We start from the raw sequence: 13959 nt of genomic DNA, 5'->3' as shown, positions 1-13959 counted from the left end.
TAAAATTTATTGTTGGGAAATAATCATCACCTGACCGTCAGCCCCCACTTTCCCGCTTACGGTGCGCCCGCCCACGGTTTTCACCTTCAGCACATCATCCACCGCCGCGTTATTCAACGCTTTGCCCTGGCTGCGAATACGAAAGCCTGCGCCAGTGGTGACCAGGTCCACCGTCTGCCCGGCCCGCAGTCGCCACTGCTGACGCAGCTGGTTTTCTAACAACGGTTTACCGGCATCGACGGCGCGGGTCAGGCGCTGGCCGATAATCTCGTCGGCATTAAAGATTAAACCGCCTGGCTGGTGGTCAAGGTTGCCGGTGACCGGTTCGATATCGCTGCGCTGCACAATCGCCCCGCCGGGCAGGCTTTGGCTGGCCACCCACCAGGTACCCTGCGCGCTGATGCGTACCGGCAGGAAATGGCGGCGCGCGCCGCACTGCGCGAGCACGGTACGTTTGCCGGTAAGACGGCTGTCGCGCCCCACCAGACTCAGCGTGGGGTTCTCGCACACGGCGGCCAGCTGTGCCGGGGTGGCGAGAAGGGTCGCGGTGCGCACGATCTCGCTGCCGTTCTCGGGCTGTTTGATCAGGGCGTCCAGTTTGAGCATCAGACGTTGCTTCGCCGTCTGGTCAGATGGCACGCTGGCTGCAGCGGAGGCAGAACAGAGCAAGACGGCCATCGCCGTGCTGAATAATCGGAGCGTCATCTTATTGCCTTAATATATAAAACGTGGCGAAATTATATACGCAGAAACCTGTGTTTTATTCCCTTAAATAATGACACTTTTGCCGCCATTTAATTTCTTCAACGTTTTAACGCGCCATCCATTATTTCTATTTCTCTAAATAGGCTTATTTCTGTCGGGTCTTTGCAGTGTGATATTTCACCCGCGCTGACTACACTATCGCAGTTTAAATAATGCGAGACAGGAGTCCTGTTGTCATGAATAAACTTGATGACGCCTTTCGCTTTCAACAGCAGGCGTTAGGTTTGCTGTCGCGCCGTCAGGATATATTGGCTTCAAATATTGCGAATGCTGATACGCCGGGCTACAAGGCGCGAGATATTGATTTTACTCAGCAGCTAAAAGCCGCCATGGAAAATAACGCCATGGCGAAATCACCCGTGTCACTGTCATTAACGTCAAATAAGCATATTGAAGGTAAAGCGAGGCCGTTTGACGACAGTCAGTTGCTCTATCGCGTACCGGATCAACCGAGTGCCGACGGCAATACCGTGGATATGGACCGTGAGCGCGTCAATTTTGCGGATAACGCCGTGAAATATCAGTCGGGACTGACGTTCCTTGGCGCGGATATTAAAAAAATGATGACTGTGCTCAGTCAGGGGTAATCAACGATGTCGCTCTTTAGCGTATTTGATATTTCGGGCTCGGCGATGGCCGCCCAGTCTCGCCGCCTTAACGTCAGCGCCAGCAATATGGCCAACGCCGACAGCGTGGCGGGCCCGGACGGGCAGCCGTACCGCGCGCGTCAGGTGGTGTTTTCCATTGACGCGTCTGCCGGCCAGGAGATTGGTGGCGTGCAGGTTAGCGACGTGGTGGAGAGCAGCGCGCCGGACCGCCTGGTCTATGAGCCGGGCAATCCGCTGGCGGATGAACAGGGCTATGTGCGCATGCCCAACGTCAACGTCATGAACGAGATGGTGAATACCATTTCAGCCTCCCGCAGCTACCAGGCCAACGTGGAAGTGATGAACTCCGCCAAAAGCCTGATGCTGAAAACATTAACGCTTGGTCAGTAAGGACGCATATGGCGGTTTCTTCGATTAACAACAACAGCGGCGCAGGTGGCACCGGTACCGGCAACAGCGCGGCGGATCTGTCGAACCAGTTTATGACCCTGCTGGTCGCGCAGATGAAAAACCAGGATCCCACCAATCCGATGGATAACAACCAGCTCACCTCGCAGCTGGCGCAGTTCAACATGGCTGCGGGGGTTGAGAAGCTCAACAGCTCGGTGGCGGGGGTTCAGGCGATGATGGTTCAGCTCGGCAGTATGAGCGCCTCCGCCTGGGTGGGGCGTAGCGTGCTGATAGAAGGGGAGGCCAAAGTTTCCTTTGGCGAACCGGGGATCGGCATCATGCAGGAGGGCGTGGAGATCCCGGGCAATTCGGACGACTTCCACTTCGCGCTGACGGCCGATGCAGAAACGGTCACCGTCACGCTGCACGACGGCGACAAGGCGTATACCGCAGAGCTGAAGAACGTGAAGCAGGGGATGAATACCTTCAACCTCGACGACCTGGAAAACTTCAAGCCGGAGCCGGGACCGCCGCGTGACAGGGAATACACCCTCTCCTTTGAGGCCAGCAATCCAGAGGGTGAAAACCCGGAAGTGATTGGGCTGGTTCAGGATCAGGTTCAGGGCGTCACGATGGATCCGAGCGGGCCGATTCTGCATCTTCTGAATAACGATCCGATTGGCATGAACAAAGTCTTTGTCATTCAAAAATAATCTGGAAATAAATTATGGGTTTTTCACAAGGTCTTAGCGGCCTGAGTGCCGCTGCAAAAGCGCTGGACGTGGTGGGTAACAACATCGCCAACTCCCAGACCGTGGGGTTTAAAGCAGGCTCCGTTTCCTTTGCCGATATCTTTGCCGGTTCAACCGGGATGGGGGTGCAGGTTGCGGGTGTAAGTCAGAACTTTGCTCAGGGTGGGCCAGCGGCAGGCAGTTCTGCGCTGGATATGATGATCAATGGTAAGGGCTTTTTCCGCATGGTCGATCAGGCGGGAAGCGTTTTCTACGGGCGAAACGGTCAGTTTGACACGGATGAAAACGGCTACATCGTCAATAAAACCAATAATCTGTTTTTAACCGGATACCAGGCGACAGATGGGGTGATTAACCCAGGTGCACAGGTGGGGCCGATTCGCATTCCAAAGGACGATATGCCGCCAGCAGCATCGACGGCGGGGTCGTTAACAGGCAACCTGAAGTCTGGCTCAGAAAAACTGGATTCGACAAAATTCGACGCGACCAAGCCAGAAACGTACAACTACGTTAGCGAAGTGGAAACCTTCGACAGCCTCGGTAACCGGCATGCGATTAAGGTGTTCTTTGTTAATGATGGTGATGGTAAATGGAAGGCTTTCGCCCAGGACTCAACTGCGCCGGAAGGGGGGGATGAGACGAAATTTACCGAAATTGCGTTGGAATTTGATGAATTCGGTAAGCTCAAAAATCCTGCCACTGGCGTTATTAAAGGGGACGCCCATAACGGGGCTGCTGCACTGTCTCTGACGCTGGATTTAGGCGCGCTTACGCAGTTTTCAAGCGACTCTCAAATCATGCCAGGTGAAATTGACGGTCAGGCGCCGGGTAAATTCAATGCCTATGAAGTGAGCGATACGGGTGAAGTGATCGCCATCTACAGTAACAGCAAACGTCAGACCGTAGCGCAGGTGGTGCTTGCCGATTTTGCAAACATGGGTGGGCTTGCTCAGCAAGGCAATAACCTGTGGGCAGAAACATCCCAGTCCGGTCAGCCGTTCCTGGGGACGTCTGGCTCCGGCAGTTTCGGCGATATTACCGGTGGCATGCTTGAAGGCTCCAACGTCAACCTGGGCGACGAGATGGTCAACATGATCGTCTACCAGCGCAACTACCAGTCCAACTCACAAACCATCAAAACCCAGTCTGAAGTGCTGCAGACGCTGGTTAACCTGCGTTAAGGCTGAGTGATGGATCGCGCTATTTATACCGCCATGAGTGCCGCCAACGCGGCGCTTAATCGCCAGGCGGTCACCTCAAACAATCTGGCGAACAGCTCCACCACAGGCTTTCGCGCCCAACTGGCGGCCTTCCGCTCGGTACCCATTGAAGGGGAAACCCTGCGCACCCGCGCGCTGGTGGCGGAGTCCACCCCGTTTCACGACACCACCATGGGGCCGATTACCCATACCGGGCGCAGCCTGGATGTGGCATTGCCGCAGGACGGCTGGCTGGCAGTGGCGCTGGACGACGGCAGCGAAGGCTACACCCGTAACGGCGCAATTGACGTGGATCAGGACGGGGCGCTCAGCGTCAACGGCCGTCCGCTGATGGGCGACGGCGGGCCGCTCGAAGTACCGCCGCAGTCTCACGTCACCATCGGCAGCGATGGCACCGTGTCGGCGCTCGGCATGGGCGATGACCCGACGATGCTGGTGCCGGTTGGTCGCCTCAAGCTGGTCAACGCGGAGATGAACAGCATGGTTCACGGCGATGACGGACTGTTCCGCACCGTGGACGGCGAGAGGCTGGCGCAGGACGAAACCCTGCGTCTGACGCCGGAGGCCATCGAGGGCAGCAACGTCAGCCCGGTGCAGGCCATGACGCAGATGATCGCCAACTCCCGCGGCTTCGACATGAATATGAAGGTGATCCGCACCGCCGACGAAAATGCCCAGAAGGCCAACCAGCTATTAAGCGTGAGCTAAGGCCGCGCAAGGAGTCACTATGATTCGTTCTTTATGGATCGCAAAAACCGGGCTGGAAGCACAGCAGCTCAATATGGACGTCATCTCCAATAACCTGGCGAACGTCAACACCAACGGCTTTAAGCGTCAGCGCGCCGTGTTTCAGGATCTGCTCTATCAGAACATGCGCCAGCCTGGCGCGCAGGCGACCGAGCAGAACACCCTGCCGAGCGGCCTGCAGCTGGGTACCGGCGTCCGTCCGGTCTCTACCCAGCGCATTCATACTCAGGGTGTGCCGAACATGACCGGTGATGAATACGACGTAGCCATAGAAGGGGAAGGCTTTTTCCAGGTGCAGATGCCGGACGGCAGCACGGCGTATACCCGTGACGGTAAGTTAGGCAAAAATGCTGATGGACAGCTGGTCACCGCGGAAGGTTACCCCATTCAGCCGGGGATTGTTATCCCTGCTGATGCCACGAGCCTGACCATTGGCAGCGATGGCATTGTCAGCGTCAAGGTGCCAGGCCAGGCGGAAGAGCAGCAAATTGGTCAGCTTACGGTCACCACCTTTGTGAACAACTCCGGGCTGGAGAGCATCGGCGGCAACCTCTACAAAGAAACACAGTCCTCTGGTGCACCGAATGAGCTGAATCCGGGTATGGAAAGTGCGGGTACGCTGAAACAGAAGTATGTGGAAGGCTCCAACGTCAACGTGGCGGAAGAGCTGGTGACCATGATTCAGGTTCAGCGCGCCTATGAAATCAACAGCAAGGCGGTTTCGGCATCTGACCAGATGCTGCAGCGTCTTTCCCAGCTGTAATCCTCTCTCTGGCCGCTTACGCGGCCAGACATTTTATCGACACTGAAATGAAAATATTGTCTATGCACATTCCGGCGGCCGCGCTGCTGGCAAGCACACTGCTGCTCAGTGGCTGCGCGCACATTATGCAAAAGCCCCTCGTCGAGGGTCCTACCACGGCAACACCATTACCGATGGCACCGGCAGCGACCGGCGGTTCACTGTTTCAGGCAGGGCAGGGGATGAACTACGGCTATCAGCCGATGTTCGAAGACCGCCGCCCGCGTAACGTGGGCGATACGCTGACGATCCTGCTGCAGGAGAACGTGAGCGCCAGCAAAAGTTCCTCCGCCAGTGCCAACCGTAATGGATCGGCCGGTATGGGGCTGATCGCGGTGCCCTCGAAACTCAACAGCTGGCTGGGTGATGGCAAAGCGGATTTTGAAGCCGAAGGTAAAAACGATTTCGCCGGTAAGGGCGGCGCGGCGGCGCGCAATACCTTTACCGGCACCATCACCGTCACCGTGAAAGAGCTGCTGCCCAACGGCAACCTCGGCGTGGTGGGCGAGAAGCAGATCGCCATCAACCAGGGCACCGAATTTATCCGCTTCTCCGGCGTGGTGAACCCGCGCACCATCAGCGGCAGCAACACCGTGCCGTCCACCCAGGTGGCGGACGCGCGCATCGAGTACGTCGGCAACGGCTACATCAACGAAGCGCAGAACATGGGCTGGCTGCAACGCCTGTTCCTGAACCTCTCTCCTTTCTGATATGACCATGAAAAAAGAATCTATCCTGTTTTTTCTCAGCATCCTGCTCTACGGCATGACGCTGGCGGTACCCAAAGTGGTCCACGCGGAACGTATCCGCGATCTGGCGACGGTGCAGGGTGTGCGTTCCAACTCCCTGATGGGCTACGGCCTGATTGTCGGCCTTGACGGGACCGGCGACCAGACCATGCAGGCCCCGTTCACCGGCCAAAGCCTGAACAACATGCTCTCGCAGCTGGGGATCACCGTCCCGCCGGGCACCAATATGCAGCTGAAAAACATCGCGGCGGTGATGGTCACCGCCGAGCTGCCGCCGTTTGCCCGCCCCGGCGACAAGCTGGACATCGTGGTCTCCTCGGTGGGCAACGCTAAAAGCCTGCGCGGTGGCACGCTGCTGATGACCCCGCTGAAAGGGGCCGATAACCAGATCTACGCCATCGCCCAGGGCAACATTTTGATCTCCGGCGCGGGGGCGCAGGCGGGCGGCAGCCGCGTGCAGGTGAACCAGCTTAACGGCGGGCGTATCAGCGGCGGGGCGACCGTGGAGCGGGAAGTGCCGAACGATTTTGCCACCCAGAGCATTGTGCGCCTGCAATTGAACGAGACCGATTTCTCGCTGGCGCAGCAGATCAGCGACGCCATTAACCAGCGCTACAGCGGCGGGGCAGCATTGCCGGAAGATGCCCGCACCGTGCGCCTGTTCGCACCGCCGGACGGTCCGTCCCGCGTACGTTTTCTGGCCGACATTCAGGACATTCCGCTACGGGTGAACGTGCAGGACGCGAAGGTGATTGTGAACTCACGCACCGGCTCGGTGGTGATGAACCGGCACGTCTCGCTCGACGCCTGCGCGGTGGCGCACGGCTCGCTGACGGTGGAGGTGATGCAGAACAACATCATCAGCCAGCCGGATACGCCGTTTGGCGGCGGCGAAACGGTAGTGGTGCCGCAGACCGATATCTCGGTGCGCGACAGCGGCGGCTCGCTGCAGCACGTGCGTAGCAGCACCGATCTGAACGCGGTGATCCGCGCCCTCAACAGCCTGGGCGCCACGCCAAACGAGCTGATGTCGGTCCTGCAGGCGATGAAAAACGCTGGCTGTCTGCGAGCGAAGCTGGAGGTGAACTGATGAACGCCTTCGATAAATTCGACCAGCCGGCGTTTGACATTCGTTCGCTGGATACGCTGAAACGGGAGGCCGGGCGGCAGTCGCCCGGCGCGCTGAAGGCGGCGGCAAAGCAAATGGAGGGGATTTTCGTGCAGATGATGATGAAGAGCATGCGCGATGCCACCTTTAAGAGCGATCTGCTGAGCAGCCAGTCTTCAGAGATGTACACCGCGATGCACGATCAGCAGGTCGCACAAAACATTGCCGGGAGTGGTCAGCTCGGCTTTGCCGATCTTATCGTCCGCCAGTTGGGCGGGGAGGCTGATGAACCCGTGATGAGCGTACCAGGACGTGATTTCCTGCGCCCGGGCCTTTCTTCGGCTCCCGCCACCGGCCCACTGCGCCTGCCTGCGCCCGTGTCGTTCGCCAAACCGGCGGAAGGGGCGCATCCGTTTATTGCCCGGCTGCTGCGCCCGGCCCAGGCGGCCGCGCAGCAGAGCGGGCTGCATCCGCATCTGATCCTCGCCCAGGCGGCGCTGGAGTCCGGCTGGGGGAAACGCGAAATCCCGGCCGCAGACGGCCGCCCGAGCCACAACCTCTTTGGCATCAAGGCCACCGGCGACTGGCGCGGCAAAACCACCGAAATCACCACCACCGAATACATCAACGGCGTAAAGCAGAAGGTGAAAGCGGCGTTCCGCGTTTACGACTCGTACGAACACGCGCTCGCGGATTACGCAAAGCTGCTGACCAACAATCCGCGCTATCGCGGCGTGGTGCAGTCCGGTTCACCGGAGCAGGGGGCGAAGGCACTACAGGCGGGCGGCTATGCGACCGACCCGGCCTACGCCAAAAAGCTCATCACCATTATTCAGAAAGTGAAAGGCGATATTCAGCAGGGCGTGAACGCTTACAAAAACGATATCGACAAAATTTTTTAGAGAATTTTTGAATCACCGATGAAATAAAAAGAGCCATGAACTTCTGGCCCGGATGCGAACGCCGGGCCTGCAAACAGGGAATATCCGGATCTTATGAATAACTTATTTAACCTGGCGAGAGGCGGCCTGAGCGTTGCGCAGGCGGCACTGCGCGTGACGGGCGATAACCTGACCAACGGCATGTCCGGCACCTACAGCCGCCGCAGCCTGATCATTGGCGAACTGGGCGGTATGACTACCGGGCAGGGCTTTTTCGGCTACGGCGCGCGCGCCGGTGGCGTAGAGCGCGCCTATGACGCCTTTGCCAACAATGAGCTGCGCGGCTCGCTGTCGCATTACGCCTCTCTCAATGGGCGGATGGAACAGCTGAGCGATATCGACAACATGCTGGCCGACGAATCCGATAACGTCTCGGTCTCGCTGAACGATATGTTCAAGGCCATGGCGACGCTGAGCGGCGATGCGGCGGACGGCCCGGCGCGCGCGGCGGTATTTAACGCCCTCGGTACGCTGGCGAACCGTTTCAACGCCAGCGCCAAACGCCTGACCGCGCTTGAGAAGAGCACCAATACGCAGATTGAGCAGAGCGCCAAAGACATCAACAGCTATACCCAGCAGCTGGCAGAGGTCAATAAACAGCTGGAGCGCGCCCAGGGGAATGGCGCCCCGCCGGCGGATCTGCTCGACCAGCGCGATGCGCTGCTGGAAAAGATGAGCGAGCATATTGGCATCACCGTTACGGAAGACAAAACCACGGGCCGGGTTGACGTGCTTCTGTCCGACGGACGTCCACTGGTCTCCGGGGATCGCGCGTATAAACTGCAAACCTCGCCGTCGGATGCCGATCCGAACAAAACCATCGTCTCCTACGTGGATGCGAACGAGAACGCCTCGCCGCTGGATGAAAGCAGTATCACCAAAGGCCGCCTGGGCGGGCTGTTCAAGTTCCGTAATGAAGACCTGACCATTGCCCGTCAGGAGCTGGATCAGATCGCCTTTACGATGGCGAACCGTATGAACGAGCAGCATGCGGAAGGTTATACGCCTGATGGCGATAAAGGCGGTGACCTGTTCTCCCTGGCGGATATTAAAGCTTACGCCAATGCGAAGAACACCGGGACCGGCAAGCTGGGGGCGATTAACGTTACCAACTATACAGATGTGAAATCGGAAAACTACACCGTCACCAGTGATGGCGCAGGGGGATGGACGGTCACGGGTGAAGATGGACGCACCGTACCGGCCACCCTCGTTGGCGATAACCTGACCTTTGACGGGATTGAGATCGATGTTTCGGGGGGCGGCTTTGACGATGGCGACAGCTTTACCCTTAACCCCATAGCGGGTGCCGCTGAAGGGATGGTCCGCAGCTTAGGCAGCGCGCAGGAGTTTGCAGCAGCGGGGGATAAAGACGGCGGCCCTGGCGACAACACTAACCTGGAAGAGATGCTGAAAATCCAGGATCAGAAGCTCATCGGTGACAACACGCTGACCGAAGCCTACGCCAGCCTGGTGGGCACCATCGGTGACCGCGCGCGCGGCGTGAAATCCGCGCTGGTCAGCGCCGAAACCGACCTCAGGACCAAGTACGACACCAAACAGGCCCTCTCCGGCGTCAATATGGACGAAGAGTACATCAACCTGGATATGTTTAAGCAGTATTACAACGCCAACGCGCAGCTGCTGAAAACCGCGACCGATATGTTCGACGCCCTGCTGTCAATCCGATAAGGAACCGATGATGCGATTAAGTACGCTGTATATGTATAAAAATAGCGCGGAGACCATGACGAAGCGCATGAGCCAGAGCAACGACGTCTATCTGCGGATGTCGGCGGGCAAGACGCTGCTGAAAGCGTCGGATGACCCGGCGGCGGCAACCGATGCGGTGAAGCACCAGGACGCGCTGGCGAAGCTGGAGATGTATAGCAACGTGCGTTCCCGCGCCCGCGGCGCGCTGGAGTACCAGGACAATATTCTCAACGGCGTGGGGAATTTATTAACCACCACCCTGAAGGAAAAAATTGTTGCGGCGAAAACGGGTTCTTACTCGCCGGAGGATCGTCGGGCGCTGGGGGAGGAGATCAAAGGCATCCGCGCCAATCTGATGGATTTGGCCAATAACCGCGACGCCAGCGGGAACTATATTTTTTCGGGTTTTAAAACCGATACGCCTGCGTTTGATGAAGATGGCGTTTATCAGGGCAGTACGAATGCTGACCATGTTCGCAGGCTAACGGTGGCAGACGGTACCGGGATGCAGGTCAGCCATCTGGGTAGGGACATTTTTGGTGATATTTTCACGGTGCTGGAAGACGCCGTGGCGGCATTAACCGCGGATCCTGGAGACGCTGATTATGACGCTAACCTGGAAGCCGCGCTCAGCGCAGCCATGGTTGAGGTTGATGAAGGCATCAACCGTCTGGGTAAAGCCCAGGCCGAGCTGGGCACCAACCTGCAGCAGCTTGATGCGTTGGATCTCTCCGGAGACGTGCTGATCAACGACACCATTGTAAAAGTGCAAAACGCTATCGGCTCCGATACCAGCAAGCTGGTGACATTGGTCTCTGAATCTCAGATGTCGGAGCTGGCTTTTAATGCGTCGATGTTCGTCTACAAAAAAATGCAGTCGATGAACCTCTTTAATATGTCCCCCAGTTGACCGTTTAATTGACTCCCACAGGCACCGGCCGTCTGCGGCCGGTGAAAATCTATGTTAACGAAACTCAAAATTTATAGCGCAATCAGCCTTATTATTGGCCTGTTTGCGGTGATGCTGTTCGGCGTAACCGCCTATTCTGTCTATGACACAGTCTCAAATAATACCAATTTCAAACGTATTGTCGTGGCCTCTGAAAATAACGATCAGATGCGCGATGCCGCCTATAACATCAGCGCGGTAATGGCCAATACCAACGGCCTGATGCTGCAGGCAGCGCTGGGTAACCCGGTTTCTGAGAATGTTGCCAAACATACGGTGAATGTGGTGAAACTTGCGCGTCGTAATATGGATGCGTTTATGGCCTCGCCGTTTAACACCCCGGAGGAGAGTCGTCTGGCGGCTGAGGTCAATGCGGCTTTCAACGAAGTGTACAAGGTTGCCGAAATTAAGCTGGGCTACCTGCATAACCCGGCAGGGTATTCCGGGTCGCTGGAACATGATATGGAGCTGCGCACCGCGCTGCGTAATAAGGTCGATCAGTATACCGATGCCAGCGCCCGCATGAGCGAAAGCTATATTCATGCTTCCGAGCGCGGCTACCAGATTATGCTGGGCGTGGGGATTGTCGTACTCATTCTGGCCGTCGGGTTGCTGCTTGCCGTGCGTTACTGGTTGCGTCATACCCTGGTGCGTCGTATGGAGACCACGGTTGAAATGCTGCGTCGCGTGGCGGCGGGCGATCTGAGTCAGCCCATTGACGCTGGCAGCCAGAATGAAATTGGCCACATGTTGACCGAGCTGGAGACCATGCGTACTTCCCTGACCAGTACGATCCTCGGCATCCGTGACAGCGTGCAGCGTATTCACACCAACGCCCAGGAAATTGCCCACGGCAATAACGATCTCTCTTCCCGTACGGAAGAGCAGGCGGCGGCGCTGCAGGAGACGGCGGCCAGCATGGAACAGATCAAAACCACCGTACGTCAGAACGCCGACAACGCCCACGCGGCGCGTGAGCTGGCGGAAAGCGCCAGCCACAATGCCCATAACGGCGGGGAAGTGATGCAGAGCCTGGAGCAGATCATGGCGCAGATCACCACCAGCTCGCGCCAGATTGCCGACATTAACGGCGTGATCGACAGCATTGCCAACCAGACCAACATTCTGGCCCTGAACGCAGCGGTGGAAGCGGCACGAGCAGGTGAGCAGGGGCGTGGTTTTGCGGTGGTGGCAGAGGAAGTGCGTAACCTGGCAAAACGCAGCGCCGATGCGGCCAAAGAGATCAACCAGTTGATCAATACCAGCGTGAACAATATCGATGTCGGTTCACGTCAGGTGGGGCAGGCCAGCACGGTGATGCAGGAGATTGTGATCTCTGTTGCGCAGGTAACGCAGATCATGGGCGAAATCACCTCGGCGTCTGACGAGCAGAGCGCGGGCATTAATCAGATTTCCCAGGCGGTCAACGAAATGGATCTGGTGACCCAGCAGAATGCGGCGATGGTTGAAGAGGCGGCAATGGCGGCGGGCGAACTGGAAGCGCAGTCCGATGCGCTGGAGAAACTGGTAGCGCAATTCAGGTTGAACCATGAGAGCGCGATGGCGAAGGTGCCTGTGGAAGTGAATAAACCGCAGCGTCAAAAAGAGCCTGACCTGGCCCAGTGGGAAACCTTTTAATCTTATTAAATACCGCCATTAATAATGCTATTTTATAAAATAGCCTGTTAATACAAACGAAGTATCAGAATGCGCATTTTTATAAAGGCTTATCGCACTATTTGAATGCGCCATTTCACCGGATAATTCTTAAAGAGAATAGCAGGTGGAATGCAATCGTGGATGGTATTTACACGGCCGAAGGGCTGGAAAATAAATCGGTAGTCTGGTCTAAATATCACTATCTGGTGCGGCAGGAAGCATTGCGTTTACATAAGCGACTTCCTGCCAGCGTCGAGCTGGATGATTTAATTCAGGCGGGCTCAATCGGTTTTTTAAGTGCAGTCGAGAGTTTTGACCCGAAAAAAGGGGTAACGCTTACGGCGTGGATCGCCCAGCGGGTGAAATGGGCATTATTAGATGAGCTGAGAGAAAGTGACTGGGTTCCGCGTCGGGTACGCACCCATACGCGTGAAATTGTCGCGCTTATTCAGCAAATCGAGCAGGAAAAAGGGGGCGAAGCTACTGAAGCTGAAATCGCCGAACGCATGGGCGTCTCGTTGCAGGAATTTCAGCAGATGCTGGCAGAAAATAACGCCAGCCAGATGTACTCGGTTGATGAGCTGCAGGAGAATTATGCCGACAGCTGGGAGACAAACGGCGATGAGAATGAACAGCTTAATCCACTGAATGACGCTATCAAAGAAAATTTGATAGAACGGATCGCTGAGCATATTCAGTATATACCCGAAAGGGAACAAGTGCTTTTACAGCTCTATTATCTGCAGGATTTGAATATGAAAGAAATTGGGCTGGTGCTGGGGATTACGGAAACACGCGTGAGTCAGTTACATAGTCTGGCCGTGAAAAGGTTAAGAAGCCGTATGGAATCAGCTTAACGTGAATTACAGGATATTAACATTTATATTGTTAATACTGGTTTCTCTGCAGGGTTAATCATTAAAATCAAGGTTTAATAACGTTTAATAATGCTTTATTAACTTATAAAATCAACGAGTTAACATCAATTTGTGGATTTGAGGAAATTTCTGTCGCTTGTTCGGAAAATACTTAGTGTTTATGATTTTGCCAGTTTTGAGATGCAGCCTCCTTTGGCATTGACTCATTTACTGAGGAAGAGTGACTTACCTCAGTGAATATCAATACCAAAAGACTCTCTGCATCAGTTCGGAAACGTTATCTATCTTAACTGACATGCCAGCTTTTGGCTGAATAACATTGGGAGTTTTCGCCTGTGTCCAATTTTGACGAGTATCTGCAAAATATTCACGATATTAACCTGTCCTATCTTCTGCTGGCGCAGCAGCTGATCCGTCAGGATAAATTTGCGGCGGGTTTTCGCCTTGGATTGTCTGAAGGCACAATTGATAACCTGAAAGAACTTTCGCTGCCACAATTAATGAAGCTGGCCACCACTAATCAGCTTATCTGTCGTCTGCGGGTTGACGATGAAGTTGTGATTGAAAATCTGACCAAGGATTCGCGTATTGAAGCGCTGCAGCAAATTCACACCGGCATTATTTTGTCGACCAATCTTCTTAATGCCTTAAGCCTGGCTCTTATACACATTTGACGCT

At 56.0% G+C, this 13959-nt stretch carries 15 protein-coding genes; 14 read left to right on the top strand and 1 reads right to left on the bottom strand.

All coding sequences use genetic code 11. The features are described 5' to 3' along the window. Positions 1–6: 6 nt before the first annotated feature. The gene (gene flgA / locus APU11_RS03090; protein WP_058650970.1) at positions 7–705 is read right to left on the bottom strand and encodes a flagellar basal body P-ring formation chaperone FlgA; all 699 of its coding nucleotides are present in this window, start codon (positions 703–705) and stop codon (positions 7–9) included. Positions 706–917: 212 nt separating this feature from the next. Between flgA and flgB the strand changes: the two genes are divergently transcribed. The 14 genes from flgB (at position 918) to flhD (ending at position 13955) form a co-directional block, all read left to right on the top strand. Continuing rightward, on the top strand, positions 918–1352 hold the full coding sequence (gene flgB, locus APU11_RS03085; RefSeq protein ID WP_044158162.1) for a flagellar basal body rod protein FlgB: 435 nt from the start codon (positions 918–920) through the stop codon (positions 1350–1352). Between the two features lie 6 nt (positions 1353–1358). After that, positions 1359–1763 (top strand): flagellar basal body rod protein FlgC, encoded by a 405-nt coding sequence (gene flgC / locus APU11_RS03080; RefSeq protein WP_045903234.1) that lies wholly within the window; start codon positions 1359–1361, stop codon positions 1761–1763. A gap of 8 nt (positions 1764–1771) precedes the next feature. Then, complete coding sequence (locus APU11_RS03075; RefSeq protein ID WP_058650969.1) at positions 1772–2476, top strand: flagellar hook capping FlgD N-terminal domain-containing protein; 705 nt, start codon at positions 1772–1774, stop codon at positions 2474–2476. A 14-nt stretch (positions 2477–2490) separates the two neighbouring features. After that, positions 2491–3696 (top strand): flagellar hook protein FlgE, encoded by a 1206-nt coding sequence (gene flgE, locus APU11_RS03070; RefSeq protein WP_058650968.1) that lies wholly within the window; start codon positions 2491–2493, stop codon positions 3694–3696. Between the two features lie 9 nt (positions 3697–3705). Further along, a complete protein-coding gene (locus tag APU11_RS03065; protein WP_058650967.1) occupies positions 3706–4443 on the top strand; it encodes a flagellar basal body rod protein FlgF in 738 nt (245 codons plus the stop codon). Positions 4444–4462: 19 nt separating this feature from the next. After that, entirely contained in the window at positions 4463–5245 is a 783-nt protein-coding gene (flgG, locus tag APU11_RS03060; protein ID WP_046888426.1) for a flagellar basal-body rod protein FlgG, read from the top strand. 62 nt (positions 5246–5307) lie between these two features. Then, on the top strand, positions 5308–5994 hold the full coding sequence (locus APU11_RS03055) for a flagellar basal body L-ring protein FlgH (RefSeq protein ID WP_072094995.1): 687 nt from the start codon (positions 5308–5310) through the stop codon (positions 5992–5994). A gap of 1 nt (position 5995) precedes the next feature. Then, positions 5996–7123: a flagellar basal body P-ring protein FlgI gene (locus APU11_RS03050; RefSeq protein ID WP_038420016.1), complete on the top strand. Its 1128-nt coding sequence runs from the start codon at positions 5996–5998 to the stop codon at positions 7121–7123. Then, entirely contained in the window at positions 7123–8043 is a 921-nt protein-coding gene (gene flgJ / locus APU11_RS03045; RefSeq protein WP_058650965.1) for a flagellar assembly peptidoglycan hydrolase FlgJ, read from the top strand. The genes APU11_RS03050 and flgJ overlap by 1 nt, the downstream gene beginning before the upstream one ends. Positions 8044–8136: 93 nt before the next feature. After that, positions 8137–9774, top strand: a complete 1638-nt coding sequence (gene flgK, locus APU11_RS03040; RefSeq protein WP_038420011.1) for a flagellar hook-associated protein FlgK — start codon at positions 8137–8139, stop codon at positions 9772–9774. A gap of 10 nt (positions 9775–9784) precedes the next feature. Beyond that, on the top strand, positions 9785–10705 hold the full coding sequence (gene flgL / locus APU11_RS03035) for a flagellar hook-associated protein FlgL (protein WP_013097773.1): 921 nt from the start codon (positions 9785–9787) through the stop codon (positions 10703–10705). Between the two features lie 51 nt (positions 10706–10756). Further along, positions 10757–12382 (top strand): methyl-accepting chemotaxis protein, encoded by a 1626-nt coding sequence (locus APU11_RS03030; RefSeq protein WP_058650964.1) that lies wholly within the window; start codon positions 10757–10759, stop codon positions 12380–12382. A 158-nt stretch (positions 12383–12540) separates the two neighbouring features. Beyond that, positions 12541–13260, top strand: a complete 720-nt coding sequence (fliA, locus tag APU11_RS03025) for an RNA polymerase sigma factor FliA (protein ID WP_058650963.1) — start codon at positions 12541–12543, stop codon at positions 13258–13260. A 356-nt stretch (positions 13261–13616) separates the two neighbouring features. Next, a complete protein-coding gene (gene flhD / locus APU11_RS03020; protein WP_060578317.1) occupies positions 13617–13955 on the top strand; it encodes a flagellar transcriptional regulator FlhD in 339 nt (112 codons plus the stop codon). Positions 13956–13959: the final 4 nt, after the last annotated feature.

Origin of the sequence: Enterobacter sp. 50793107 (genome assembly GCF_001463365.1) — a bacterium.
Lineage (GTDB): Bacteria > Pseudomonadota > Gammaproteobacteria > Enterobacterales > Enterobacteriaceae > Enterobacter > Enterobacter cloacae.
This window is presented reverse-complemented; position numbering and strand designations above follow the sequence as displayed.

What these genes read in the sequence shown, in the direction of transcription:
- APU11_RS03075 (WP_058650969.1), top strand. Translation starts at nt 1,772, where the DNA reads ATGGCGGTTTCTTCGATTAACAACAACAGCGGCGCAGGTGGCACCGGT.
- flgE (WP_058650968.1), top strand. Translation starts at nt 2,491, where the DNA reads ATGGGTTTTTCACAAGGTCTTAGCGGCCTGAGTGCCGCTGCAAAAGCG.
- flgC (WP_045903234.1), top strand. Translation starts at nt 1,359, where the DNA reads ATGTCGCTCTTTAGCGTATTTGATATTTCGGGCTCGGCGATGGCCGCC.
- flgA (WP_058650970.1), bottom strand. Translation starts at nt 705, where the DNA reads ATGACGCTCCGATTATTCAGCACGGCGATGGCCGTCTTGCTCTGTTCT.
- flgL (WP_013097773.1), top strand. Translation starts at nt 9,785, where the DNA reads ATGCGATTAAGTACGCTGTATATGTATAAAAATAGCGCGGAGACCATG.
- APU11_RS03050 (WP_038420016.1), top strand. Translation starts at nt 5,996, where the DNA reads ATGACCATGAAAAAAGAATCTATCCTGTTTTTTCTCAGCATCCTGCTC.
- APU11_RS03055 (WP_072094995.1), top strand. Translation starts at nt 5,308, where the DNA reads ATGCACATTCCGGCGGCCGCGCTGCTGGCAAGCACACTGCTGCTCAGT.
- APU11_RS03065 (WP_058650967.1), top strand. Translation starts at nt 3,706, where the DNA reads ATGGATCGCGCTATTTATACCGCCATGAGTGCCGCCAACGCGGCGCTT.
- APU11_RS03030 (WP_058650964.1), top strand. Translation starts at nt 10,757, where the DNA reads ATGTTAACGAAACTCAAAATTTATAGCGCAATCAGCCTTATTATTGGC.
- flgB (WP_044158162.1), top strand. Translation starts at nt 918, where the DNA reads ATGCGAGACAGGAGTCCTGTTGTCATGAATAAACTTGATGACGCCTTT.
- flgJ (WP_058650965.1), top strand. Translation starts at nt 7,123, where the DNA reads ATGAACGCCTTCGATAAATTCGACCAGCCGGCGTTTGACATTCGTTCG.
- flgG (WP_046888426.1), top strand. Translation starts at nt 4,463, where the DNA reads ATGATTCGTTCTTTATGGATCGCAAAAACCGGGCTGGAAGCACAGCAG.
- flgK (WP_038420011.1), top strand. Translation starts at nt 8,137, where the DNA reads ATGAATAACTTATTTAACCTGGCGAGAGGCGGCCTGAGCGTTGCGCAG.